A 25,100-nucleotide genomic window follows, 5' to 3' on the forward strand; every position below is an offset into this window, starting at 1 on the left:
TTGAATTATTTTACAGGAGTCCGCCAGTTTGTCAATCTTTTTCAGAAAAGAACGTCATCAAAAAATAGGAATTGCGACAAAATAATTTCTGTCTCAACTCCTATTAGTCGATTACCAAATTTGTTCAACCTGGCCGTCTTGTGTTACAAAATAGCCTGCCCGGGGTGAATCTTCGTTAGGGGCGTAGCAATTAATTAAATAGCCTTGTTGTGCATTATGTGTAATCAAGCCGTTATTTAAGTAAGATAAATGCGCTTGTGTTTGACCAACCTGTTGCATGACTAAGCGAATCGCTTGATTGCCATCCACAGTCGTTGTTGGTTGACTTGTTTGTGGTTGGTTAGTCGTTGCTGATGATTGGCTATTAGCTGATGACTGTGCGCTTGATTGTTGCGCACCTTGACTCTGAGTGGCCTGCGATTGACTCGTTTGACTACTTTGACTAGTTGTCGCTTGACTACTTTGTGTTGAAGCGGATTGACTGACTGTTGATGTCGAATCAGTTGCACTTGGTGTTTGACTACTTTGGCTCGTCACTTCAGAATCACTTGTCGATTCTGAAACAGATTCTTCTGATGATTGACTTTGTGCTTTCTTTGAATGACTTGTCTTTTTAACACTTGTCACTTTTGATTCAGATGAAGATGAGCTCTTTGCTTCTTGCTTTTGACCGCAAGCACTCAATAATAACAATCCTGAAACTAACACCGTACTCATTACAACTGATTTTTTCATCATAAACCCTCCACATTCTTTTTTAACTTAATTGTTGTGCCACTTGTTTGGCAATCACCATATCAGTTGGATACGGCGTATCGACACCACGCACCTTCTGATAGGCATCCGCCCCTTTAGCAGCCAATACAACAATGTCCCCTGGTTGGCTTTCTTCGATAGCTTGTTTAATCGCTGTTGCACGATCGATTTCAACCGTCGTGTCAACCTTATCTTGATCGATACCGGCTAAAATTTCTGCCGCAATGGCAGCTGGATCTTCATAACCCGGATCATCGGTCGTTAAAATCGCACGATCTGCATATTCGTTTAAGACTTGCGCAAAGCCTGCCCGTCTTGAAACCCCCTTATCGCCAGGACTCCCAACAACCACTAGTAACTTAGGTTGATTGTATTCCTTTTGAAGGAAGCTCAATAGCGCCTTCATACTAGCGTAATTGTGGGCATAATCCACGTAAACTTGACCATGACCTTCAACCGCTAGGGTTTCCATCCGGCCTGGAATCTGCAAACGACGAATGCCTTGTTGGGCAGCGATTAAATCAGCACCGCCTAAGGCTGCACCAATAATGGCCGCCGTCGCATTACTTTCGTTAAAATCGCCAATCAGCCGTAATTGATAATCTCCAGAAACGCCTAATTGAATCGCCTTTTTAGAAACGGCAGTTACTTTAAAGCGACTTTCAGCTAAAGTCATGGCTTGATTTTCAAAGCGGAAATCAATGTCCACTGGTTGTGCTGGTTGATAACTCGTGTCCGCAAATAAGTAGATATTTTCTGGTTCAGTTGTCGTTGTCGCTGCAGCGTACACATCACCGAAGTTTTGTGTTTGCGCGTTAATCACACAGTGCCGTGAATTAACGAGTAATTGCAATTTACAGTGTAAGTAATCTTCAAAGTTAGGATGTTCATTAGGACCAACATGATCGGGTGAAATGTTCAAGAAGAAACCGACATCAAATGTTAAACCGTAAACCCGATTTTTCTTATAGGCTTGTGATGACACTTCCATTACCAAGTGCGTCATGCCGTTTTCAACAGCCTGGCGCATATCGTGGAACAAGTCCAAACTTTCGGGCGTCGTTAAGTCTGACTTAAAACGGTCCTCAGGTTTAGGTCCCAGTACCCGATCAATTGTTGAAAAGAGTGCTGTTTTTTTGTTAGTGGCATCTTGTAAGATTGATTGTGTGAAGTAAGAAGCAGTCGTCTTCCCTTTAGTCCCCGTGTACGCCACGATGAAGAGGTCGTCTTGTGGATAATCGTAAAAGGCAGCTGACAAGACAGCCATCGCCTTTTGCACATTCGTCACGATTAACGCGTTCATCCCGTTACCTTCAACAATGGGTTGTTCTGCAACGTAAGTAACCGCGCCGGCTTCTTTAGCGTTCGTTAAGAATACGGGGCGGAAATTCCCTTTACAGAAAAAGAGGGTATCTGCTGTCACCTTACGTGAATCATAGGCAATCCCTGTCATATTCAAGTTTGAATCCCCGTTGAGGGCTACACTTTTTAGTAAATGATGCTCTTTTAAAATTAATGTACATGCATCCAATGTTAAAGCCATTTTCGTCCTCCTAGACTCATTATGAATTGGTTTAATTATAGCATATTCAAGCCTAAACCGATTGAATAATGCTGACAAATCGGCGTTATTATCACTAAAAAAAGAATGCTTAAACGATCGATTCTCGCTTAAGCATTCCTCTGATTTAATTAAAATAAATTAGTGAAAAATTCACGAACACCCGTACCGATTAAGACAAAGACATTAGCTTTTGGATCAGCCGTCTTGGTTTGTACTGTATATTGCGGTGTCGTCCCTAAGTAACGGTTTGTCACGCCCGCAATCTTCGGTGTCACTTTACCGATGACGGCTGCCTTCTTAACAGGAGCCGTTAGTTGGCGCTTTTGACCACCTTGAACCACTTGATACTCCCAATCAATATTAGCAACTTGTGTGCCTTTAGGAACCCACATTGCAATTGCTTGCGGTGTTTCAAGCGCGACTGTCTTCGTCCGACCATACTTCACATCAGCCGTTGCAAAAGGTTTGATGGTCGCCCCTTTTTTAACAAGTTGCGTTTGTTGCCAGTTATCAAAAACATATTGCATCACTTTATTGGTTTCAATAAAACGGCGCCCTTTGTCACTACCATTAGCGTGCATTACAACGGTTAAAATCCGTTGGCCATCTTTAGTGGCCGTCCCGGTAAAACAATCGCCAGCTTTATCAGTTGTCCCGGTCTTCAGACCGTCGACAACGTAATCCTTAGGCGCATTATTTTGGCCTGGTAACATTAAGTTCCAAGTAGCCATCTTCGTTTCGTCGATCGTCTTAGGCCCAAACGTAAAGGCCGTTTGTTTAGTTGTTTCTAGCACTTCTGGGAAAGTCTTCAATAAGTGTTGGGCCACGATTGCGACTTCTGAAGCACTCATTTCGTTTTCCGCATCAGCGGCACTACCTGGATACGTCTCTCCTGTTAAATACTGGTTATTCAACCCAGAAACGGAATATAACTTAGCATCCTTAATGCCCCATTGACTGACTTGTTGGCGCATCAAATCAACGAAGTTCTTTTGTGAACCAGCCACTAAATTGGCTAGCATCATTGCTGCATCATTTGCTGAAGCAATCAACATCGCTTGATATAATTCACGAACGCTATACGCCTTATCAGCTTGAAGTGGGACGTTTGTTAACTCCTTGTCCTGGCTCAGCTTATAAATGGCAGCGTCTGGTTTAGTCGTTTGATCCCACTTCAACTTACCCTGTTTAATTTGATCTAAGACAATATAGGCGGTGATCATCTTGGTCATCGATGCAATCGGTAAGACTTGGTCAGCATTCTTTTCATACAAAACCTGTCCTGATTGGGGATCGATTGCAATTGCGGCGCTAGCGTCAACCTGCGGTGTGCTAGTGGCCGTAGCCGCTTGAACACCCTGTTGCGTTGCACTTGTCGCAACAGCCACTGGTGTCACTAATAAAAGGCCAGTCATTAAAACCTGTAATATTCTTTTAAACACAATGCTACTCCTTAACTGTTTTTAGCGGCGCCATTTTGAGGTTCAATCTGACGTCCTAGTTTTAAAGGTAAGTGTATCACAAAACTAGTCAGTTCTGGGGTGGAATCTGCATAAATATAACCGCCGTGCAAGGCGACAATACTTTGCGTGATCGCTAAACCGAGCCCCGTCCCACCGGTTTCTTGTGAACGTGATGCTTCCACGCGATAAAAACGATCGAACAATTGATTTAATGAGTCACTTGGAATTTGTTGTCCATCATTGGAGACTTTGATAATCGCCTCTTGACCAACCTTTTCGGCTGATAAAATGATTTGCTTGCCACCTTTGCCATACTTCAATGCATTGGCAATCAAATTATTGAAAACTCGACCTAACTTTTCAGTGTCAGCTTCCATCATCAATGGTGCCGGTTGGCATTCTACTGTAATCTGCATATTTTTCTTCTGGGCTTCTAATTCAAAGCTAGCCGCTAGCTGTTCTAGCATTTGCTCCATATCAAAAGTCGTTTTAGCAATTGGCGTTGAGGTTTGCCGAACTTTTGTGTATTCGAATAAGTCTTCAACTAAGACTTTCATTTGTTGGGCCTTCACATAGGCCGTGTGTGTGTACTTGGTTAATTCATCCTTGGTTTGATACTGATTATCTTCAATTAAACCTAGGTAACCAATAATGGACGTCAATGGTGTTCGTAAATCATGACTGACGTTGGTGATCAGTTCATCCTTACTCTTTTCAATTTTGCGTTCTTCTTCCATTGAGCGAACGGTGCTATCAACCAGTGTATTGACACTGTCAATCACGCGTTGCAAATCGCGATTAACCCGCAAATTGATGCGGTGTTCTAAGTGACCATCAGCGATGTAATGTAATTCACCAATAACGTGCCACATCTGCATTTGGTGATAGCGGCGAATTAAGCGCCAATAAACCACTAGCACATCCGCAATCCCCATCAAAATCACAAACCAGTTTTGCCAACTCCAGATGTGCCAACCATTAGGGCCAATCGCAATCGCATTTTTAATCATCCAAACACCACCGCGCAATTGCGGATTATTGACGATTGCTTGTTGCAATAGGACCATAATTGATAAATTTAACAACAATAAAAGGATCACCGTAATGATCCCCTCAGCAAACAACTCACTCTTTTCTTTGACAGTGAGTTGTACTTTTTTAAAATCTTGCCCGACTTGATATTCGTTCATTAGACCTCGACCTTATATCCGACACCCCAGACGGTTTCAATCACTTTTTCGCCGTCGGTTGCTTCTTCGATTTTATCCCGTAAATGACTGACATGGACCATTACGGTTTTAGCTGACACAATACTTTCTTGCTTCCAAACCCGTTCAAAAATATCATCCGCTGAAAAGACCCGGTTAGGATGGCTCGCTAAGAGATATAAAATCCCGAATTCAAGCGCCGTTAATTGGATTTGTTTGCCCGCAATCGTTGTCACCTCATGTGAATCGCGCTTAATCACAAGTGGCCCAACTTCTAGAATATCAGGCACTTCGTTTGTCACCTGTTGTTGGCTGCGCCGCAATAATGATTTCACCCGTGCCATCACTTCAAGCGGATTGAATGGTTTAGATACATAGTCATCCGCACCTGTGATGAGGCCTTGAATTTTGTCCATATCCGTTGTTTTGGCAGAAACCACCAAAATCGGCACTTGTGAATCCTTGCGAACCGCTTTGATAACTTCAATCCCGCTCATATTCGGCATCATAATATCTAAAATCATTAAATCAATGCCCGGATTAGTGGCAATTTTAGTCAAAGCTTCCTTGCCGGTAAAAGCCTGAATGGGGTCATAACCTTCATTTTTGACATAAATACTGAGTAGTTCAACAATTTCTTTATCATCATCAACAATTAGAATTTTCATATTAATTACCTCATTTAATTTAAACACGTTTGAGTGATTCGCTATTATTGTAACAAAGAATTGGATTGTTAAGGGTAAAGAATTCTTTAAATCCACCCATAAAAAAGACGCCGGCGACAAAATTAAATTTGCCCCAGCGCCTTCATTTTAACATAGGTTTATCTTGCTGAATAATTAGGTGCTTCTTTTGTAATTTGAACATCATGTGGATGTGATTCTGTTAAACCAGCGTTTGAGATTTGAACAAATTGTGCATTGTCCTGTAAATCACGGAGGTTAGCAGCACCAACATAGCCCATCCCTGAACGTAAACCACCAAGTAATTGGTAGATAACATCGCCAAGTGCGCCTTTGGCAGCTACGCGACCTTCGATACCTTCTGGGACTAACTTGTTTGCTTCATTCACGCCACTTTGGAAGTAACGATCTGATGAACCGTGTGACATGGCAGCCAAACTACCCATCCCACGATAAGTCTTGAAACGACGACCTTGATAGATTTCAAATTCACCAGGTGCTTCGTCAGTACCGGCTAACATGCTACCAAGCATAACGGCATTACCACCGGCTGCAAGAGCTTTAACAATATCACCTGAATACTTAATGCCACCATCAGCGATAATTGTCTTACCATATTCACGGGCGACACTAGCAGCATCATAAATGGCTGTTAATTGTGGGACACCAACGCCGGCGACAATCCGAGTTGTACAGATTGAACCAGGGCCAATCCCAACTTTAACAACATCCACACCAGCATCATATAAGGCTTTTGTGCCTTCAGCTGTTGCGACGTTCCCAGCAATCAAGGTTGCTTCTGGGAAGCGAGCCCGGATTTCGGCAATTTTACGTAAAACACCAGCTGAATGGCCATGCGCTGTATCAATGATAATGGCATCAGCGCCAGCTTTTAATAGGGCTTCTGCACGGTCAAAAGTATCACTTGTGACACCGACAGCAGCAGCCACTAATAAGCGCCCATATTGATCCTTAGCGGCCTTGGGGAATTCTTGTACTTTTTCAATATCTTTAATCGTGATTAAGCCAGCTAAGCGACCATCGTCACCAACTAAAGGTAATTTTTCAATTCTGTTTTGTTGGAGGATTTGTTCAGCTTCTTCTAAAGAAGTGCCCACAGGTGCCGTTACAAGTGCTTCGTGAGTCATGACCGTTCCGATTTCAGCAGAGAAGTCAGAGATGAAGCGTAAATCACGGTTCGTAATAATCCCGACTAACTTAAGCTCATCGAGATTTGAAACGATTGGGACACCACTAATGCGGTATGTGCGCATCAAATCTTCAGCCGCACTGACGGGTTTGTCCGCTGTTAAATAAAACGGATCAATAATAACACCGTTTTCTGAACGTTTAACCTTCAATACTTCATCTGCTTGGCGTTCGATACTCATATTCTTATGAATAACCCCTAAACCACCTTGACGCGCCATAGCGATTGCCATTGGTGCTTCCGTAACGGTATCCATGCTGGCACTCATAATTGGTGTGTTCAACTTGATATTCTTAGCAAGTTGCACTCCTAGATCAACCTCATTTGGTAATACGTGGCTTTCCGCTGGTACTAATAAGACATCATCGAACGTAAACCCTTTTTTTGTAAATTTTGATTCCCATGCAGACATAATCTTCCTCCATTCATGAACTTAATCGGCCATCAATCAACTAAATGTTCGTATTAACCATCATGATTAACTGATTTAAAATTTGATAAAATATTAGCAGATTTTTCAGTAAAGGTCAATGGGCTCTTACTAAAAACTCATTTTACGGTCAATTGTCTTTAAACAGTTTCCGAACATTCAAAATAAAGGTGCATATCATCAATCTTCGTTATACAATAGAAGTAACTTATTACAAAGGATGGATTGGCATGCAAGAACAACAACGGGTTTTAAATTTAACACGTAGCTATAATCTTCGCGAACTAGGTGGTTATCCAACCGTCGACGGTAAGACCGTTAAATGGCATAAATTGCTGCGCTCAGGCAGTCTTAACGCACTAACCGCAACAGACATTGAGGACCTCCTAAATTACGGTGTTGCTTATGATGTTGACTTCCGTTCCCGTCATGAAATTAAGGTTGCCCCAGATCCATTTGACGACAGCCAATTAACTTATCATCGTCTTTCGGTATTTCCGTTTACCGATCAAGCAGACACCCCTAAAAAACCAGCGAAAAAGGGATTATTTCATCTCTTTAGTAAAAAAGAACCTGCTACACCCGAACGTTCAAGCATGGACAGAATGTACGAACAATTAGTCACAGACTCTCACGCACAAGCGGCTTACCGCGACCTCTTTACCGTATTATTGAATAACCACGGCAATGACGGTGCGGTCCTTTATCACTGCTCAGCTGGCAAAGATCGAACTGGGATTGGTACAATGCTCATCCTTAGCGCATTAGGCGTAGACTGGGCAACCATTGCGGATGATTTCGTCCTTTCAAACGAAGTCCTAGGTTTAACAACAACCGCGCCCACTCGCATCAGCAGCAATGACGCCCAAGTCGCCGCAATGAATGGCAAAAGCGTTTCAAAAGCCCATCTCGAACTCGTCAGAGAAACGATTGAACACCATTACGGCAATATGGACAACTACTTAGCCCAAGCAATGGCCCTCAAACCAGAAGAAATAGCACAATTAAAGAAGGACTACTTGGAATAGAGTGCCTTTCAAAGTGGTTATGTTCTGAGGATTAGCACAGTATCGTGAATAAGCGACACAGTCGATTATTTGCGGTACGGCGCTAAACGCAGGAACATACTTTGAATGGCACGTTTTAGATAGAGTGGCGAATTAGCGATGTAATCGCTAGTTTGACAATCGTCGTTAAGCGCAGAAATCTAGCTTCAATGGCACGTTTCAGCTAGAGTGCCCCCTTTCAAAGAGACACCAAAAGAGGTGCCCCCAAAATTAATTTTGGGGGCACCTCTTTTTACCGTTTTTAGAGCAATTACCGCTCTTCCATAAGTTAATTATGCGCGCTTTTTCATGTGATTACAAGACTGTTCTTTTCACAGCTAGCTTGCTACACTAGGTAAACAACTTTGTAAGGGGCTGATTGCATGACAACCGATTTCGAACAAGAACAAACCCACTTAACCACAATTTATCAACAACTAACGGCCACTTTAGCGGTCATCAACGATGCCCAATCACAGAATCATCAGGCCGGTAACACCATTAAGGCCCAGATCACCGGCGAAGCTAAACTCAACTTTGATTCATATGCCGATAACCTCGACACCTTTGCCGCCCTAGAAACTATCAATAAAGAAATCGATATGCTCAACCTCAAAACCGATTCATTGATTGCTAGAAAAGACGAAACGTTACGCCTTTTAGAACAACCTTACTTTGCCAAAATCACACTAACCTTCCCGGAAGAAATTGACAATGAGGACTTCTATCTCGGTTCAGCTAGTTATATCAATCAAGATGGCGAACCTGTTATTTTTGATTGGCGTTCACCAATCGCTGATGTTTATTATCAACAGACATTCGGCCCCACGAGTTACCAAGCTAACGGCCGCCAAATCCCGGTAACTTTAAATCAACGGCGCCAATTTCAAATTCAAGCTGACCAATTAATTGATTTCTTCGATACCCAAATCGCGATTGAAGACCCACTATTATTAGCAACGCTAAAAGAAGCTAAAACAACCCAAATGAGTGCCATTACCGCGACAATTCAAAAAGAACAAAATGCGATTATTCGCCAACAAACGACTGACCACCTCCTAATCGATGGCATTGCCGGCAGTGGTAAAACGTCCGTTATTTTTCAACGAATTGCCTATATCCTCTATCGGCAACGTAAGGAACTAGCGCTCAACGAAGTGTTGATGATTTCACCTAACCGTCTTTTTCAGGATTACATTGCCCAAGTTTTACCAGATCTTGGTGAACAAACACCGGTCAACCTCACTTTGCAACAACTATTAGCGCAGTTGCTGCCAGAAGAGTTGGCAGATCTTCCGATTGCAGCACAACCGGTTACCCTAGCTATTGACCAACTAACATTGCAAGCAAGCGACTTCCAGTCATTAAATAGCGGCTTACCCTTCACGATTGACGCCGCTACTAGTTATCAATTTTTCTTGAAGACGCCGGTGGATGCACCATTGGACAAACGCATTCAAGCCACCCAACAACAACTCACAAGTTATCTACAGGAACAATTAATAACAATCGCCAAAACCCCCACGACTTTAACGCGTTTAGAAAGCTTAACGGAAACCGAACAGCAACAAACCTTCGGACGCTTAATTCGCGAGGACGAACCATTAGCACCGCTCGCTTTAAAAATGGTCCGCTATGATTACCAAGATTTATCTGAGCAATTGTACGATTATCAGTGGTTGGCCTTTGAACAAATTATTGCGCGCCAATCAACTATGGATGCCGTAATTGCAGCACAAGTTTACAGTTATTTAACGCAGCGCGTTTTCCCAAAAGTTAAACAAGTCTTCATCGATGAAGTGCAAGACTATCACGCTAGCACATTACACCTTTTTAAACAGCTTTTCCCCAAGGCGCAATTCACCATCTTCGGTGATCAACATCAAAGTATTACACCTCATAAAATTCAATTCAGTAAACTGCCCGCGATTTTTCCTAATCTAAAAACCCAAGCATTGCGGACGAGTTACCGCTCATCCGGTGCGATTACCGCGTTATTCAGTCAGTTATTCCCTGACTTAACCGATGTTCACGCGGTCCAACCGCACGGTGTTCAACCAACTTATCTGAGTGCGACTAATGACGCGGACTACCTGGCGCAAATTCAAACGCAAATTGATCAACTGCCTACTGACCAAACATTAGCGATTATCACCCCCGCCGGTCAGTTTGATGAGCGCCTTTTAAAATTAAAAGATGTCCACCACTTATCCACAGAAACGACCACCCTCCCCGAAAGTGGTGCCTTCACATTACCATTAACACTCGCTAAAGGTTTGGAATTTGATAACGTCTTGTTATACGACTTAACCAATGACTACTACACTGAACCAACAGTAGGACGTAACCGCCTCTACACCGCTATTTCAAGAGCGACACACCGCTTAACGCTCAGCGCACTCGGCACCTTACCGAATGCATTAAATGCATAATCAAAAAATCCCGGTTCAGCCAATATAAAATGGCTGAACCGGGATTTTTTGGAGGCTTGAAACGTGTTCCTTCAGCCATATCCTTCCGGTTAGCTACGAATCACAAATGATCGACTTCGTCGCTCATTCGCAATCCACTGCTAATCCTCAGGATATAACCGGCTGAACTCACACTCTTATTCAAATACAAATTGATTGTTATATAATTCTGCGTAGAAGCCTTCTTGTGCTAGTAATTCTTGATGATTGCCTTCTTCGATAATTCGGCCATCTTTTAAGACGATAATCCGATCCGCATTTAAGACGGTTTTCAAGCGATGGGCAATTACAAAACTGGTCCGTCCCTGAATCACATTTTCCATTGCTTTTTGGATATGGCTTTCAGTCACCGTATCAACGTTACTTGTTGCTTCATCTAAAATCAAGAGCGCTGGATCCGTGATAATCGTCCGCGCAATACTGATCAATTGTTTTTGACCCGTACTAAAGACGTTGTCTTCTTCGCTAACCTTCGTTTGATAGCCATCTTCCAACGTCATGATGAAATCGTGAATGTGCGCTTGTTGCGCCGCTGCAATCACTTCATCATCAGTCGCATCTGGTTTCCCAAAGACGATGTTATCGCGAATCGTCCCTGCAAATAAGACTGATTCTTGAAGAACAATCCCCACGTGTGACCGCAATGTGTCTAAATCCATGTCACGGATATCAACGCCGTCAATCTTAACGGCGCCTTGATCCACATCATAGAACCGGTTCATCAAGTTCATGACCGTCGTCTTACCAGAGCCAGTTGGTCCAACCAACGCAATCATTTGGCCCTTATCAACCTCAATATTCACGTCGTGCAGGATTTGTTTGCCTGGTAAGTAACTAAAATCAACATGTTCCATCGTTACTGAACGTTCAATTCCGTTGAATTGTTGTCCATCAGTTGGACGAATTTCATCATCTTCATCAAAGACTTCGTTGACCCGGCGCGCACCGGTAATTGCCAATTGAATCATGCTGTAACTTGATGAGAGTTGCGCAATTTGATTATAGAATTGTTGTGAATATTGCACGAAAGTCACGACTAATCCTAAAGCAACGGATTTTTTGATATCCCCGTTGACCGCTAGCCAGCTCCCAAAGAAGATCACGATCGCCGTATTAACCAGTGACATCCCTTGCATCAATGGGAAAATCATCCCTGAATAAATTTGGCCTTTCAAGGTTGCTTTCCGGACACTTTCATTATGTTCAACAAAGCCGTCAATTGTTTCAGCTTGTAGGCTGTTGGTAATAATCACTTTTTGCCCTGTGATTTTTTCATTGATATAACCATTTAACTTACCCACTTCATCTTGTTGCACATTGACGTATTTTTGCGCTTTGTTGATAATGATCCACGCTAAAATAAACGAAATTGGCACTGACGCGATTGTAACCCACGCCAATTGGGTATCTTTTCTAAACATCATAATTAACAAACCAATCAACAAGGCCGTTCCCGACACTAATTGACTTAACACTTGGTTCATCGCGTTATAAATATTATCTAAATCACTCGTAAAACGGCTGAGGATATCGCCATCTGAATGACGATCAAAATATTTAATCTGCATCTTTTGTAATTTATTGAATAACCCAATCCGCATCCGGTTGGTCGATAACGCATTGACGCGTGAAAAAGCGGCGCTTGAGACAAAGGTTGCCGCTGAACTCAAGACATAAAAAAGGACTAACGACACAATGACATCAATAAAAGCATCTTTAGAAGCCCCACTGGTTGGTAAATGCTGGGCTTTTAAAACCTGAAACTTCGTGGCGTATTTAACCAGTTCATTCAGTGCATCCCCAATATATTCGGGCGCCTTGACTTGTAAATAAGTGGCAAAGACGGTCATCACAAGGATAATCGCAAAAGATGGTTTATAGCGTTTTAAATAATGGTAGAAAAAGACCATGGCACGTTTAAATTCTTTCATAATTTAGCCTCGCTTTCCCTTTTGAGTTTCGAAAATTTCGCGGTAAACAGCACTTGTTTCTAACAACTCATGATGCGTTCCGACACCGACTAGGCGACCTTCATCTAAAACCAAGATTCGATCAGCATTAACCACTGATGAAATCTTTTGGGCAATAATTAACGTCGTTGTATCGGCTAATTCTCGATCAAGGGCTTCTTTTACCAGTTTTTCAGAATGAGCATCCAGCGCACTCGTACTATCATCTAAGATTAAAATCTTAGGTTGGCCAATCACACCACGTGAAATTGAAAGGCGTTGTTTTTGCCCGCCTGAGAAGTTGGCACTGCGTTCTTCAACCGGTGCATCATACGTATCGGCTAATTTCTCGATGAATTCCTTGGCTTGCGCAATGCCAGTCGCGCGATCCATATCAGCCGTATCAGCGTCTTTTTTACCATGTTTCAAGTTCTGGGCAATCGTGCCTGAGAAAAGAATCGCTTTTTGAAGCACGAATGACACTGAATCGTGTAAGTTATGTTCGTTCAATTCCTTAATTGGGACCCCGCCAATACGAATTCCACCTTTTGTTGGATCGAATAAACGTGGAATCAATTGGGCCATCGTTGATTTACCAGCACCAGTTGCGCCGACAATCCCGATCATTTCACCCGCATTAATTTCAAAACTAATATCGTTCAACGTATCATGATCATCTTCTGGATAACGGAAGCTGACATGCTCAAAAGCCAGGGTCCCAGCTAAATCTTGATCTGGCACATCAGGGTACACAATGTCAGGATCTGTGGCGAGGATTTCTTGGAGTCGTTTCAACGAAACTGCCCCACGAGAAGCCATCATCATCATCATGCCGCCCATAATAATCGACATCATGATTTGCATTAAGTAGTTCATAAATGAGGCAATTGCGGCGATTGCTTCCGGATCTGTATCGACTAAGTTACCGACGAAATAGATTGAAGCAACAACTGCCAAGTTAGCGACCAACATAAATGAAGGAATCATCACTGAAAAGAGCATCCCGACAATTGCCGTATGTTTTTCTAATTGATCACTGGTTTTTGAAAAGCGATTAATTTCATTATCTTCTTGGACAAAGGACTTCACAATCCGCGTGCCCATTAAATTTTCTTTAGCGAGGTTGTTAATCTTATCGATTAAATTTTGAATCGCACCAAAGTGTTTCCCCATTGACCCCATTGATAAAAAGGTAATCACAAAAACGAGGACCACTAAGAGGATGATAATCCACCATAAGCTCGGAATTGAGTTCATCGCTAAAATGAAACTGCCGACAAATAGAATCGGAATCCGAACCAACGTTTGGAGAGACATCATAATCACATTTTGAATCTGGGTCATATCATTCGTTAAGCGCACCGAAAGATTCCCAACTGAGAATTTCTCAATGTTAGCAAATGAGAAAGTTTGAATCTTTCTAAAGGTCGTTTCCCGAATATCGGCAGTCATCCCTTGTGCGGTAATCGCAGACGTAATCGTATTGACTACCCCAGCAATTAAACCGACAACGGCAATCACGATGAGATAAATCCCAATTTGCATCACTTTATCTTGGTCGTCTTTCATAATACCTTCCAAAACGTTTTGTAATAGTTTTGGTTGCCATAGTGAAGACGCAACAGATATAATGGTGGCTAATATAGATAGGCTAAAAACGCCTAGATATGGCTTCAAGTGCTGTTTCAATAACGACATGCGCATCCCTCTTTTTCCTATAAGTTGATTAGCCTGTACAAGTCATGTACAGTATAATCGAACAGTGTTCGAGTTAATACTTTAACAAATTTTAAAAATAATTACAATTCTTTTTTCTGAAAAATAAAGGCGGTTTATTAAGATGGTTAAACAAACAATTTCAGCAGCCCAAATTACGGCCGCTGCCTTTGAAATTATGCAAACAGGCGGGACAGTTGAACAGCTCTCAATTCGTAAAATTGCGGCCAAGCTCCACATTGGTGTCGCGACTTTTTATTGGCACTTTGAAAACAAACAGGCCCTCCTTCAAGCAATGGCTGACGAGATTATCGCCGGGATTCAATTTCCACCAACGACGACGGCTATGCCTTGGACTGAACAAATCAAGCTGATCTTCAAAACAATTTATGCCACCTACCTTGAACAGCCTTACGCAGCCGAATTAATGTTGCGGACCGTCCCTGCGACCAAAATCCGCCTTAGTCTCATTAACCGCCTCTTACAAATCTTATTAGACGCCGGCTTCACACCCGAACAAAGTAATCTGGCGATCGAATCCATCGACCACTTCATGTCAGGTCTCTTCGCCGATATCGCGGGGGAAATTGAGATGAAGCAACGCGCACTCAGTCAAACGGATCCTTATCTCGCACAACTCCCGCTGAAGATGAAAACAATCGCTGCCGATAATCATTTTGACGCTTTTTTAAAAACGTTCGAACACCACCGGCAACAACAGCAACACTCCGCTGAAAAATTCATGTTGGGCTTAGATATTTTTCTCGCTGGCCTTGAACAACAACGCCATTCTTAACCACCAAAAAAGGACTTGAGACAAAAATAATTTTGTCTCAAGTCCTTTTTAATTACACTTCGTTATTTCGAATTACTAACCCGTACCAAAGTGCCATCACAGCGACAATCGTTACGATATACAATGGCAATCGACTGATTGCGCCTGTATGCAACAAACTCATGCCGTAAGTCAAAGCACTAATTGCAAGGTAATAACCAAAACTAAATAGCCCACTGGCAGTGCCAATCACCGCTTCATAACCGACTAATGCCAAGTTTAAAACAACTGGTAAAGTCGTATTTAACCCCCAAAAGACGATTAGAATTAAAATGACCATCAACAACAGCTGATCATAATAACTGGCAACCAACAATAACAGACTCCCTACTAAAGCAAGCACTAAGCCAATTTTAGCCATCATGACTGCCCCAAACTTGGGTGCGCCGTAATTGGTAGTCATTGCGCCTAAAATGCTAGCAGCGGCTAACACAAGGCCTAACCAGCCATATTGAACCGTGCTGAGATGGAAATGATTGATAAAGATAAACGGCGCTTCAGCATAATAACTGAATAGAATGCCGTTGATGCCGCTAATCACGGCCCCGTAAACCCAGACTTTTTTATCCGTTAGTAACCGTTTCGTCACTGCCCCGATATTGACCTGTGCCGGCACACCAGCTGGCCGCGTTTCTGGTAAACATGCACCCGCGTATAAAATCGCGCCAACCGCCATCATAATTAACACCGAGAAAACTTGGCGATAACCAAAATAGGTTTGGACAAGACCGCCAATCAACGGGCCTAAGGCTGGTGCAAGTGCCATGGCCGCACCAACTTTGGCAAATACTTGGGCCCCGCGCACACCACTGAAGGATTCACGCATAATGGTTTGTGTCACCACTGAACCAACACTCGCGCCAAAAGCCTGTACTAATCTCGCTAGAATTAACCAACTAAAATGACCGGCTAATAACAGGCCGCCATTACCAAACAGATAGACGCCGATGCCTAACAACATGGTTAGTCGTCGCCCAATCTGATCGGATAACCAACCCCAGAATAAAACACCAAAGGCAAAGGCCATAAAATAGGTGCTCATCGTCAATTGTGCCGTTTGCGCACTGACATGAAAGGCCTGACTAATCATTGGTAAGACAGGCGTAAAAATTGATTCGCTAATTTGTGGAAATCCCACCAACACAATCATTAATAGGATTGATGGGCTTTTTTTTGAGACGTTTTTCATTTTAAAACTCCTAATTAATTTAATCTGCTGAAAAACGTCTTTAGTCACTTACGGTCGCACTTTGGATAAATTGTGAATAACTCATCTTCAACCCTCCTCATTTAATTTAGTTGACTTGTTAAACAATTCCTACCAATATATCAAAAAAACGTTGCAAGTTCAAGACATAGAAAAAGAGGTCTCGAAGAGACCTCTTTTTCTAGTTAGGTTCCTGCGCTTGGCTTTTAACGTGCTTTTAATTCACAACTTTCTGCGCTTTGCTACATCAGCCAGACAATCGCCTTTGGCGCTTATCCGTCTGATTATGCAAATACTCAAAAGCTAACCGTGAATTAACGCACTTACTTTTTTACCAGCTTGCTTTTTTGACGCCTGGGATTTGGCCTTTGTGAGCTAATTCCCGGAAATTGATCCGGCTCATGCCGAATTTACGCATAAAACTTCTTGGTCGGCCATCAATTAAGTCCCGGTTACGTAGACGCACTGGACTTGAATCCTTTGGTAGTTCTGCTAAAGCAGCGTAGTCGCCTTCCGCTTTTAAAGTCGCGCGTAGATCCGCATATTTTGCGACCAATGCGCGTTGTTTTGCTAATTTTGCAATCTTTGATTTCTTAGCCATTAAATGGCCTCCTTCTATTATTAGTATTATTGCTATCTCCCTCAGAAAATAGCCTGATTAGACACCCAATTCAGCTATCCTATACCAAACTGACTCGAAATTCAATTAAAAAGACTTACAAAAAGTAACTATATTCTAATTGCAACGATTTCGCTCCCCTATGCTATACTTTAACTAAGATTTCGCTCAGAAAGGAACTTCTATATGGCACAGAAAAATATTCTCCAGTACTTGCTCCTCGGTCTATTAAATCAGGCGCCCAAAACTGGATACGACCTCAAACGCGTTTTTGAAAATGAAATTGGTGAATTTTGGCAGGCCAAACACAGTCAAATCTATCCCGAACTAAAACGCCTTGAAACCGAAGACCTGATTACCCATATCGAACTCATTTCTGGCACTAAACTCATGAAGAAACAATACACAATTACCCCTAGTGGCGTTAGTTATTTCAACGAGTGGCGCTACTCACCCACCAGTGAAATTCTCGCTAGCAAGGATGAATTCATCCTCAAACTCTATTTTATCGAATCAAAAAATGATCAACATTTACCTGCTATGTTTGCGGAACAAACAACCTTGCACACCGATAAGCTCACCCATTTATTGGCCCGCAAAGCGCTTGTCTTCCCTAACCAAGCAACGATTACTGCCAATTATGGCCACTATCTGATTTTAGAACATGCGATTAATCGTGAACAGGGTTACCTAAAATGGCTTGCCACCGCTGATTGCTAATCTTTTTAATCCACCCTTAACAAATCTCAGATAAGTGCTATGCTATAAGAAGAAGTAAATCAAGTTAGGCTGTTTTTTCATTTGTATACGTTATAATAACGCGCTTGTACAGGTGGTCAGTTGACCAATTGTATGGGCGCTTTTTATTTTGACTAAACAACTTAGACTTTAACAAACACAGGAGGAACATTATTTTAAAGCGTAAGAATGTTGATAAAGTCGTCTTTATCCCCACGATGTTATTGTTCGGGATTGTCTCCGCATTTCTAATGTTAGGAGGTGACACACTCCAGCACTCTATTTCGCAATTATTGGACACGATGACGTCCCATTCCCAATGGCTCTACATAGGTATTTATATTATTAACTTCATCTTTTTAGTTTGGTTGGGCTGTAGTCACTATGGCCGGATTCGTTTGGGCCAACCTAACGAAAAACCTGAATATAACGATTTTCAATGGGGTAGCATGGTTTTTGCCACTGGGATTGATGCCAGCATCTTAATGCTCAGCACCACGGATCCACTCCAATACTTACAAAATCCACCATTTGGCGCTAAGCCCTTTTCAGCAGCGGCTTACCGCTACGCTAACGTCTGCGGTCAGTTTAACTGGGGACCAATGGCCTGGATGATTTTTGCCACCGCCACAATTGCGATTGGCTATGCACTCTATGTTAAGAATTTACGCGTTCAACGCTTGAGTGCCGCCATCGATTTATTAGAAGGCCCTCAAACTTACAAAAAGGTTCTCCGCCAACTCATCGACTTCATTGTCGTCTTCGGGATTATGGGCGGAATCGGCTCTTCAATTGGGATGGAAATCCCCGTCATTTCTAAAGTCCTTAGCACGATGACTGGTTTTTCAGATACTATCTGGTTAAAACTAGCCTTGTTCGTTGTTTTATTCATTCTCTTCACTTTAACCGTCTACGCTGGGTTAAATAAAGGGATCAAGAAACTGAGCGCTTGGCATATTTACACCGCGATTGGCTTTTTATTACTCGTTTTATTAATCGGCCCCACCCGTCATCTGATTGGTGCTGAAGGTCACAATCTTTTCCATCTATTTGGTAAATTTGGGCAACTCAGTTTAAACGCAACTGGTTCTGATAGCCATTTCGCCCAACACGAAATGCTCTTTTATTGGGGTTGGTGGTTATCTTACATGCCTGTGATGGGCTTGTTCATCGCCCGCATCTCTCGTGGCCGGACTATTCGCCAAGTGCTACTTGGGATGGCCACTTATGGTGCGCTTAGTTGTATGAGTTTTTACGCCATCCTCGGCGGTTACGCCCTCTTCTTACAAAGTTCCGGTCAAGTTGACCTTGTTACTTTATTGAACACACAAGGCCAAGCCGCCGTTATCGCGGCCGTCATTACGACACTTCCTTGGAAGATTGTCATGCTCGCGATTTTCTGTCTATCTTGTTTCATTTTCCTAGCCACAACCATTTCATCATCAGCCTTCATCGTTTCGTCATTTACTAGTCTTGAATTGAAGATTGGCGAACAACCTAACCGTTGGAATCGGATGGCTTGGGTTGTCATTTTCATTTTATTTTCACTCGGAATCGTGCTTGTCGGCAGTTTCCAAACCGTTCAAGCGGTTTGTGTGATTGCGGGCTTCCCACTGATTTTTGTCTGTGCATTGTTACTCGTTTCGATTTTCCATGCCGTCCATAACGGTGAAATTCCGATCGAAATTGAAAATGAAGAAACTTCTCATTTTCTGAAAAAAAACTTACGCCAAAATTTTTTATGTGATACGGTTATATCTGTTAACTTTTCAGAAAGAAGGAAATTGATATGCCTACCAATAAAAAAGAAGGTATTATTTTTACAACATTAATGTGTTTCTCAATGGTACTTGGAATGAGTATCTATAACTTATTTTTACACGGGAGTTTTTCATTTGTCGCTTTAATCACCGGCTTGATTCCTGGGTTCATCGTAGCTTTCATCCTCGATGTTTTCGTGATCGGCGTACTCGCTAAAAAGATCGCATTCAGCTTACCACTTAATAAGGACAATAAATTAGTCATGATTTTAACAATTTCATGTTTGATGATTCTTGGTATGGTCACATGTATGTCACTCTTCGGTGTATTAATCGAAGGTGGGATTCCAAACGATCTCGGCGGTGCTTACAGACACGCTTGGGCAATGAACATTATCGTTGCCTTACCACTTCAATTAATCGTAGTGGGACCGTTCTCACGTGCGATTCTTGGCAAAATCCAAGCAAATGCAGCAACTGCAGAAACAGCTGAATAAAAAAGAAAGTGTGTTTGAAACGGTTTGACGAGGACACTAAGCGCAGAAGTCAGTTTCAATAAGCACATTTGAATAGTAAAAAGGCGTTAGGGCAAAATTACATTTGTCCTAACGCCTTTTTACTATTTTAATACCTTTTGAATGGCCGCTAATTCTTCAGGTGCAAACGTTAAGTTATCTAACGCGTGTACACTATCTTGAAGTTGACTCAATCTAGAAGCACCCACCAAGACACTCGCAACGGTTGGTTGTTGCAAGTTCCAAGCAAGCGCCATTTCAGCCAATGATTGACCACGTTGTTGCGCAATTTTATTCAGTTCTTGAACCGTGCTGATTGTTTGGTCGACCTTTTCAGGTGATAAGAATGGACTATCTGGACGGGCAGCACGTGAATCCGCTGGAATCCCATTTAAATAACGGTTCGTCAACATGCCTTGAGCTAATGGGCTAAACGTAATTGCGCCTAAACCTTCTTCAGCCAACACATCGGTTAAGCCATCTTCAATCCACCGATCCAACATATTATAACGTGGTTGGTGAATAATAAATGGTGTGCCAAGTTCTCTAAAAATCTTAGTAATCGCTTTTGTTTGTTCAGCGGAATAATTGGAAATTCCGATATATAGAGCTTTCCCTTGATGGACTAATAAATCCAACGCCCGCGCCGTTTCTTCAATCGGCGTCTCAGGATCTGGTCGATGACTATAGAAAATATCGACATAATCTAATTGAATCCGTTGCAATGATTGGTCACAACTAGCGATTAAATTCTTCTTTGAACCCCATTCACCGTAAGGACCGGGCCACATATAATAACCCGCCTTAGACGAAATAATCATTTCATCCCGATATTGCTTCAAGTCTGAGTGCAAAATCCGACCAAAGTTTTCTTCCGCGCTACCGGCTGGTGGACCATAATTATTCGCTAAATCAAAATGTGTAATGCCCATATCAAAGGCCCCAAAAATAATTTCTTTTTGAGTAGCCACTTTATCTGTTTCACCAAAGTTATGCCATAACCCTAATGAAATTGCAGGTAATTTCAGCCCTGAATGGCCGACACGCCGGTAGATCATATCGTCATACCGCGTTTCTTTTGCGTTATACATGCTTAAACGCCCTCTTTATCTGTATTTTTATGCAATCGGTTACATACGATAGTATACCATTTTTTATCAAAATAAAAAAACATCTCTTATTAAAATTAAGAGATGCTCCTATATTTTTAAAAATACATACCAACAATCGTACCTGTCAACATTGAAGCCATTGTAGCCCCTAACAATAGTTTCATAGTAAATTTCGCAACAACCGCACCTTGTTTCTGATCAATCGCTTTAATTGATCCTGAAATAATCCCAATCGTTCCAAAATTTGCAAAACTAACCAGATAAGTCGAGATAATGGCTGTTGCTTTTGGACTCAATGAATGTGCAATCTGTGATAAATTCCCCATTGCAACAAACTCATTCGTAATTAACTTCGTGGCCATTAAGCTTCCAACCTTAACAATATCGTCAGCTGGCACACCAATAATAAATGCGATAGGTGCAAATACCCAACCAATAATATCCGTGAAAGTGACATTAAAGAAAAAGCCAAATGTATTGTTTAAAAACGTTACTAATGATACAAATCCAATTAACATTGCTGCTACGGTTAAGGCAAGTTGAAAACCATCAACAATATAATTACCTAAAACTTGGAAGAATGGTTCCTTTTCAGTGGAGAGATGAGCTTCCATCGTTTTTTGATCCTCTACTTCTGGTTCATACGGATTAACAATACATGAAATAATAAGGGCTGAAAAAATATTTAAGAAAACAGCGACAACAACAAATTTACCGGGAACCATTTTCATATAAGAAGCCAACATTGCCGCACTTACCGCTGACATTGCGGATGCGCAGATTGTATATAAACGTTGTGGTGATAAATTAGGAATTCGTTCCTTAATTGTTAGAAAAACTTCAGGTTGCCCCAAAACAGCTGTTGAAACTGCAAAATAACTTTCTAATTCACCCATTCCTGATAATTTATTAATGCCTTTTCCTAACCATTTAATAATAAATGGTAAGACCTTAATATAGTTCAAAATGCCGACTAACGCCGAAATAAATACAATTGGCATCAATACGTTGAGGAAGAAGACTGAAGCGCCACTCTTAATTACAACGCCACCAAAAACAAAATCGACGCCACCTGCAGCTTGCCCCATTAACCAACTAAAGAAATTAGAAATACCTGCCAACACTTTAACCCCACCTGATGTATGTAAACACAGGAAGGAAATCACAAATTGGGTAACTAATAAAATACCAATTTGTTTATATCTAATTTTCTTTCGGTTGGAGCTGACTAACCAACCAATCGCAAATATAAAGACTAATCCGACTATCCCCATTAATATACTCATAATAACCTCCACTTTCAGTTATCTAGCCAAAGTTTTTCAATAACATCATTGCGCCCTCTTGATCAATTTGCTTAGGTGTATTTCCCGCAAAACGTTCATTAACGACACTTTCTATATTAGTTAGCAATTCATCTTCTGAGATATTAAAATCAGTGAATGGCTTCATCCCAAGAACTTTATCTCTAAATTCACGATATTGAATAGCCGTAATTCTACCAATTTCGGTATCTGTTGGATCTGCGGGGTATTCAGCGCCCAAAATCAAACCAATTTCTTTTACTTTTTTACTTCTAACTGGTGCAATAAATTGAAGTACCCCAGGTAACGCATAAGCACAAGCCATTCCATGGGGCATATGGTACTTAGATCCAATCACATGTGCAACGGAATGACCAGCATGTGTCCCTGCATTATTTAGCATCCAACCACCTAGTGTAGCAGCGACCATCACACGTTCACGTGCTTCTCGATCCTGTCCATCTTCAATTACCTTAGGTAAGTATTCGACTAGTAAATACATAATTTTTTCGCAAATCGCATCTGTGACAGGACTCGCTAAGGTTGATGTATAACCTTCTGCCGCGTGTGAAAACGCATCTAAGCCCGTTGCAATTGTCATCCCTTTAGGTAATGTCATTACTAATTCAGGGTTCAAAACTGCAAATTCACTAACTGCGTTATTCGCTAACACCGCTAATTTGGTCTGATTTTCTGTATCCGTAACGATTAATGCATTCGATAATTCACTCCCCGTACCAGAAGTTGTTGGTACTGCTATCAATCCGGGGCAATCTTTTATTTCGTTACTTGCTGTGACGTATTCGCTAATTTTGCCACCATTTATACGAACGATATTAATTCCTCTAGCAACATCAATGGCACTGCCACCGCCAATTGCAATTAAACTATCACAATCTTGCGCCTTAAAAAATTCAGCACCTTCATCCACCACAGTTGTTGGCGGATCAGAAACGACTTTATTATAGATAGAGAATTGAATATTGTTCTCCGTCAATTTAACTTGCAATCTTTTTACAATTACAACTTCTTTTAAAAAACTATCCATAACAATTAATGGCTTTTTATATTGTGTTTCTTTCAAAATACTCAAAATCGTTTTAGGTAAATCATCGGTTACTAATACTTTGGTCTTTTGAACTAATTTATAATCCATTTTATCCTCCTAAATTCTCTCACCGTATAACAATTGGCTAAATAATTGGCTTAAATATTGAATTGCTGGTCCTGTTGTTAATGCCGTCAGAATTGTGATTGCACCAAACCGACCACCCAACAAAACGCCAGCAATAATCAAAACAACATCCATTGTTATTTTCGAACGGCGAATACTCCAGCCTGTTTTGTCCCGGAGTGTTAACATTAATCCGTTAAAAGGATCGACACCGATGTTACTAGCAACAAATAGACTAATTCCTAGATAATATAAAGAACAACCAACTAGGCCGGCTACTCCTCGTATCCATAATGTATTACCCACAAAAATGATAGTGTACAGATAACTACCTATACTGATAAACAAGCCATAGGGTACAAGATAGATAAGCGTTCCAACATTAATATATTTCCGTCCAAAGAAAAACAAAATAATAATCAACCCAATATTTATATAATTGGAAACTACACCTAACTGCGCATGTGAAAGCTGAGCAGCTTGTCGAATGCCATCATAGATAATTCCTACCGGATCATTACCTAGCTGTGTGTTGTTATTAATCGCTACTCCAATACAGACTAGGAATACCCCAACAATCGCTGTTATCATTTTCTTTAGCGATACTGTCTTTAAACTCGTCCGTATTATTTTCAATTTTTATAAACCAACTTCTGCGGCTGCTTTGTCTGCTCTTTCACAGAATTCACGAACCTTATCGATATCTTTTTCCATACGACCACCATCATATTTAATACTTGTCTTTGTTAATGAATCAACGCCATAAGGTTTAATTTCCTTAATACACTCTTCAACATTATCTGGTCCTAAGCCGCCAGCAATAATAACCGGAATATCTACATTAGCAACAATTGCCGCATCAATTGACCAGTCATGTGTTAAGCCACTCGCACCAATTCCTGTATCTGCAGCTAAACCAGAATCTGTTAATAAGTAATCTGAGAATTTTGCATATTCTTTAGCACGTTCCACCGCTTCCGGTCCATCTACCAAGACGGCTTGCATTAATTCTGTTTCCGGGCAAACCGCTCTCAATTGATCTCTAAACGCTTGATCTGCAGTATATTCCATCCCAGCAATGTGCAGGATGTCCGGACGAACCCGTTTCGCAATATCTAACATTTCTTTAGGATCTTTGTTCAACATGATTGCTACTGTTATAACGCCACGTCTTTTGGCTTCAGCAAAAATTTTATCAACAGTTTCTAGTGGCACTCGATGTGCTGGTACACCACCATCTTGCATTGGTACAAGCCCAATATGATCGGCACCTGCCTCCATCGTTTTTACGCTTTCATCATAAGTGATAAGTGAATAAATTTGTTTTTTAACCATTA

21 protein-coding genes are annotated in these 25,100 nt (G+C 41.6%); 6 read left to right on the forward strand and 15 right to left on the reverse strand.

Features of this window, described 5'->3' with window-relative positions:
• Positions 1–111 precede the first annotated feature (111 nt).
• The 6 genes from LEUCM_RS01100 to guaB all read right to left on the reverse strand — a co-directional run bounded on the left by LEUCM_RS01100 (position 112) and on the right by guaB (position 7,299).
• The gene (locus LEUCM_RS01100) at positions 112–735 is read right to left on the reverse strand and encodes a hypothetical protein (protein ID WP_025016200.1); all 624 of its coding nucleotides are present in this window, start codon (positions 733–735) and stop codon (positions 112–114) included.
• A gap of 22 nt (positions 736–757) precedes the next feature.
• On the reverse strand, positions 758–2,299 hold the full coding sequence (locus tag LEUCM_RS01105) for a UDP-N-acetylmuramoyl-L-alanyl-D-glutamate--2,6-diaminopimelate ligase (RefSeq protein ID WP_056936437.1): 1,542 nt from the start codon (positions 2,297–2,299) through the stop codon (positions 758–760).
• 149 nt (positions 2,300–2,448) lie between these two features.
• On the reverse strand, positions 2,449–3,762 hold the full coding sequence (locus LEUCM_RS01110; protein WP_025016201.1) for a serine hydrolase: 1,314 nt from the start codon (positions 3,760–3,762) through the stop codon (positions 2,449–2,451).
• Between the two features lie 11 nt (positions 3,763–3,773).
• On the reverse strand, positions 3,774–4,973 hold the full coding sequence (locus tag LEUCM_RS01115) for a sensor histidine kinase (protein WP_025016202.1): 1,200 nt from the start codon (positions 4,971–4,973) through the stop codon (positions 3,774–3,776).
• The gene (croR, locus tag LEUCM_RS01120; RefSeq protein ID WP_025016203.1) at positions 4,973–5,659 is read right to left on the reverse strand and encodes a response regulator transcription factor CroR; all 687 of its coding nucleotides are present in this window, start codon (positions 5,657–5,659) and stop codon (positions 4,973–4,975) included. The genes LEUCM_RS01115 and croR overlap by 1 nt, the downstream gene beginning before the upstream one ends.
• 158 nt (positions 5,660–5,817) lie before the next feature.
• A complete protein-coding gene (gene guaB, locus LEUCM_RS01125; RefSeq protein ID WP_016264577.1) occupies positions 5,818–7,299 on the reverse strand; it encodes an IMP dehydrogenase in 1,482 nt (493 codons plus the stop codon).
• A gap of 248 nt (positions 7,300–7,547) precedes the next feature.
• On the opposite strand from guaB, the gene LEUCM_RS01130 reads away from it, so the two are divergent.
• Together LEUCM_RS01130 and LEUCM_RS01135 are read left to right on the forward strand one after the other, a co-directional pair.
• The gene (locus tag LEUCM_RS01130) at positions 7,548–8,345 is read left to right on the forward strand and encodes a tyrosine-protein phosphatase (protein ID WP_016264576.1); all 798 of its coding nucleotides are present in this window, start codon (positions 7,548–7,550) and stop codon (positions 8,343–8,345) included.
• Between the two features lie 401 nt (positions 8,346–8,746).
• The gene (locus LEUCM_RS01135; protein WP_035147362.1) at positions 8,747–10,795 is read left to right on the forward strand and encodes a HelD family protein; all 2,049 of its coding nucleotides are present in this window, start codon (positions 8,747–8,749) and stop codon (positions 10,793–10,795) included.
• Between the two features lie 176 nt (positions 10,796–10,971).
• On the opposite strand, the gene LEUCM_RS01140 is transcribed toward LEUCM_RS01135, so the two are convergent.
• Both LEUCM_RS01140 and LEUCM_RS01145 read right to left on the reverse strand, forming a co-directional pair.
• On the reverse strand, positions 10,972–12,765 hold the full coding sequence (locus LEUCM_RS01140; protein ID WP_025016206.1) for an ABC transporter ATP-binding protein: 1,794 nt from the start codon (positions 12,763–12,765) through the stop codon (positions 10,972–10,974).
• A gap of 3 nt (positions 12,766–12,768) precedes the next feature.
• The gene (locus LEUCM_RS01145) at positions 12,769–14,481 is read right to left on the reverse strand and encodes an ABC transporter ATP-binding protein (protein ID WP_016264573.1); all 1,713 of its coding nucleotides are present in this window, start codon (positions 14,479–14,481) and stop codon (positions 12,769–12,771) included.
• 142 nt (positions 14,482–14,623) lie between these two features.
• On the opposite strand from LEUCM_RS01145, the gene LEUCM_RS01150 reads away from it, so the two are divergent.
• The gene (locus tag LEUCM_RS01150; RefSeq protein ID WP_016264572.1) at positions 14,624–15,295 is read left to right on the forward strand and encodes a TetR/AcrR family transcriptional regulator; all 672 of its coding nucleotides are present in this window, start codon (positions 14,624–14,626) and stop codon (positions 15,293–15,295) included.
• Positions 15,296–15,347: 52 nt separating this feature from the next.
• On the opposite strand, the gene LEUCM_RS01155 is transcribed toward LEUCM_RS01150, so the two are convergent.
• Both LEUCM_RS01155 and rpsN read right to left on the reverse strand, forming a co-directional pair.
• The gene (locus LEUCM_RS01155) at positions 15,348–16,523 is read right to left on the reverse strand and encodes a multidrug effflux MFS transporter (protein ID WP_016264571.1); all 1,176 of its coding nucleotides are present in this window, start codon (positions 16,521–16,523) and stop codon (positions 15,348–15,350) included.
• 349 nt (positions 16,524–16,872) lie between these two features.
• Positions 16,873–17,142, reverse strand: a complete 270-nt coding sequence (gene rpsN, locus LEUCM_RS01160) for a 30S ribosomal protein S14 (RefSeq protein ID WP_025016208.1) — start codon at positions 17,140–17,142, stop codon at positions 16,873–16,875.
• Between the two features lie 204 nt (positions 17,143–17,346).
• Here rpsN and LEUCM_RS01165 point away from each other — a divergent pair, with 204 nt between their 5' ends.
• From LEUCM_RS01165 to LEUCM_RS01175, 3 genes are all read left to right on the forward strand, one after another.
• Positions 17,347–17,880: a PadR family transcriptional regulator gene (locus LEUCM_RS01165; protein WP_025016209.1), complete on the forward strand. Its 534-nt coding sequence runs from the start codon at positions 17,347–17,349 to the stop codon at positions 17,878–17,880.
• Between the two features lie 236 nt (positions 17,881–18,116).
• The gene (locus tag LEUCM_RS01170) at positions 18,117–19,730 is read left to right on the forward strand and encodes a BCCT family transporter (protein ID WP_235803819.1); all 1,614 of its coding nucleotides are present in this window, start codon (positions 18,117–18,119) and stop codon (positions 19,728–19,730) included.
• Positions 19,688–20,155 (forward strand): DUF2798 domain-containing protein, encoded by a 468-nt coding sequence (locus LEUCM_RS01175; protein ID WP_016264568.1) that lies wholly within the window; start codon positions 19,688–19,690, stop codon positions 20,153–20,155. The genes LEUCM_RS01170 and LEUCM_RS01175 overlap by 43 nt, the downstream gene beginning before the upstream one ends.
• A 122-nt stretch (positions 20,156–20,277) precedes the next feature.
• Here the strand turns inward: LEUCM_RS01175 and LEUCM_RS01180 are convergent, their stop codons facing one another.
• The 5 genes from LEUCM_RS01180 to LEUCM_RS01200 all read right to left on the reverse strand — a co-directional run bounded on the left by LEUCM_RS01180 (position 20,278) and on the right by LEUCM_RS01200 (position 25,098).
• The gene (locus LEUCM_RS01180; RefSeq protein ID WP_025016210.1) at positions 20,278–21,264 is read right to left on the reverse strand and encodes an aldo/keto reductase; all 987 of its coding nucleotides are present in this window, start codon (positions 21,262–21,264) and stop codon (positions 20,278–20,280) included.
• 116 nt (positions 21,265–21,380) lie between these two features.
• Complete coding sequence (locus tag LEUCM_RS01185) at positions 21,381–22,571, reverse strand: NupC/NupG family nucleoside CNT transporter (protein ID WP_025016211.1); 1,191 nt, start codon at positions 22,569–22,571, stop codon at positions 21,381–21,383.
• Between the two features lie 22 nt (positions 22,572–22,593).
• On the reverse strand, positions 22,594–23,745 hold the full coding sequence (locus tag LEUCM_RS01190) for an iron-containing alcohol dehydrogenase (protein WP_025016212.1): 1,152 nt from the start codon (positions 23,743–23,745) through the stop codon (positions 22,594–22,596).
• Between the two features lie 9 nt (positions 23,746–23,754).
• A complete protein-coding gene (locus LEUCM_RS01195) occupies positions 23,755–24,354 on the reverse strand; it encodes a YczE/YyaS/YitT family protein (RefSeq protein ID WP_051524294.1) in 600 nt (199 codons plus the stop codon).
• A gap of 48 nt (positions 24,355–24,402) precedes the next feature.
• Entirely contained in the window at positions 24,403–25,098 is a 696-nt protein-coding gene (locus LEUCM_RS01200) for a phosphoribosylanthranilate isomerase (protein WP_025016214.1), read from the reverse strand.
• Positions 25,099–25,100: the final 2 nt, after the last annotated feature.

Origin of the sequence: Latilactobacillus sakei subsp. sakei DSM 20017 = JCM 1157, from assembly GCF_002370355.1 — a bacterium.
In the GTDB taxonomy this organism is placed as follows: Bacteria; Bacillota; Bacilli; order Lactobacillales; family Lactobacillaceae; genus Latilactobacillus; species Latilactobacillus sakei.

Excerpts from the sequence above, each read along its gene's own strand:
- LEUCM_RS01100 (WP_025016200.1), bottom strand. The coding sequence starts at position 735 with ATGAAAAAATCAGTTGTAATGAGTACGGTGTTAGTTTCAGGATTGTTA.
- LEUCM_RS01105 (WP_056936437.1), bottom strand. The coding sequence starts at position 2,299 with ATGGCTTTAACATTGGATGCATGTACATTAATTTTAAAAGAGCATCAT.
- LEUCM_RS01115 (WP_025016202.1), bottom strand. The coding sequence starts at position 4,973 with ATGAACGAATATCAAGTCGGGCAAGATTTTAAAAAAGTACAACTCACT.
- croR (WP_025016203.1), bottom strand. The coding sequence starts at position 5,659 with ATGAAAATTCTAATTGTTGATGATGATAAAGAAATTGTTGAACTACTC.
- guaB (WP_016264577.1), bottom strand. The coding sequence starts at position 7,299 with ATGTCTGCATGGGAATCAAAATTTACAAAAAAAGGGTTTACGTTCGAT.
- LEUCM_RS01130 (WP_016264576.1), top strand. The coding sequence starts at position 7,548 with ATGCAAGAACAACAACGGGTTTTAAATTTAACACGTAGCTATAATCTT.
- LEUCM_RS01135 (WP_035147362.1), top strand. The coding sequence starts at position 8,747 with ATGACAACCGATTTCGAACAAGAACAAACCCACTTAACCACAATTTAT.
- LEUCM_RS01140 (WP_025016206.1), bottom strand. The coding sequence starts at position 12,765 with ATGAAAGAATTTAAACGTGCCATGGTCTTTTTCTACCATTATTTAAAA.
- LEUCM_RS01145 (WP_016264573.1), bottom strand. The coding sequence starts at position 14,481 with ATGTCGTTATTGAAACAGCACTTGAAGCCATATCTAGGCGTTTTTAGC.
- LEUCM_RS01150 (WP_016264572.1), top strand. The coding sequence starts at position 14,624 with ATGGTTAAACAAACAATTTCAGCAGCCCAAATTACGGCCGCTGCCTTT.
- LEUCM_RS01155 (WP_016264571.1), bottom strand. The coding sequence starts at position 16,523 with ATGAAAAACGTCTCAAAAAAAAGCCCATCAATCCTATTAATGATTGTG.
- rpsN (WP_025016208.1), bottom strand. The coding sequence starts at position 17,142 with ATGGCTAAGAAATCAAAGATTGCAAAATTAGCAAAACAACGCGCATTG.
- LEUCM_RS01165 (WP_025016209.1), top strand. The coding sequence starts at position 17,347 with ATGGCACAGAAAAATATTCTCCAGTACTTGCTCCTCGGTCTATTAAAT.
- LEUCM_RS01170 (WP_235803819.1), top strand. The coding sequence starts at position 18,117 with ATGTTATTGTTCGGGATTGTCTCCGCATTTCTAATGTTAGGAGGTGAC.
- LEUCM_RS01175 (WP_016264568.1), top strand. The coding sequence starts at position 19,688 with ATGCCTACCAATAAAAAAGAAGGTATTATTTTTACAACATTAATGTGT.
- LEUCM_RS01180 (WP_025016210.1), bottom strand. The coding sequence starts at position 21,264 with ATGTATAACGCAAAAGAAACGCGGTATGACGATATGATCTACCGGCGT.
- LEUCM_RS01185 (WP_025016211.1), bottom strand. The coding sequence starts at position 22,571 with ATGAGTATATTAATGGGGATAGTCGGATTAGTCTTTATATTTGCGATT.
- LEUCM_RS01190 (WP_025016212.1), bottom strand. The coding sequence starts at position 23,745 with ATGGATTATAAATTAGTTCAAAAGACCAAAGTATTAGTAACCGATGAT.
- LEUCM_RS01195 (WP_051524294.1), bottom strand. The coding sequence starts at position 24,354 with ATGATAACAGCGATTGTTGGGGTATTCCTAGTCTGTATTGGAGTAGCG.
- LEUCM_RS01200 (WP_025016214.1), bottom strand. The coding sequence starts at position 25,098 with ATGGTTAAAAAACAAATTTATTCACTTATCACTTATGATGAAAGCGTA.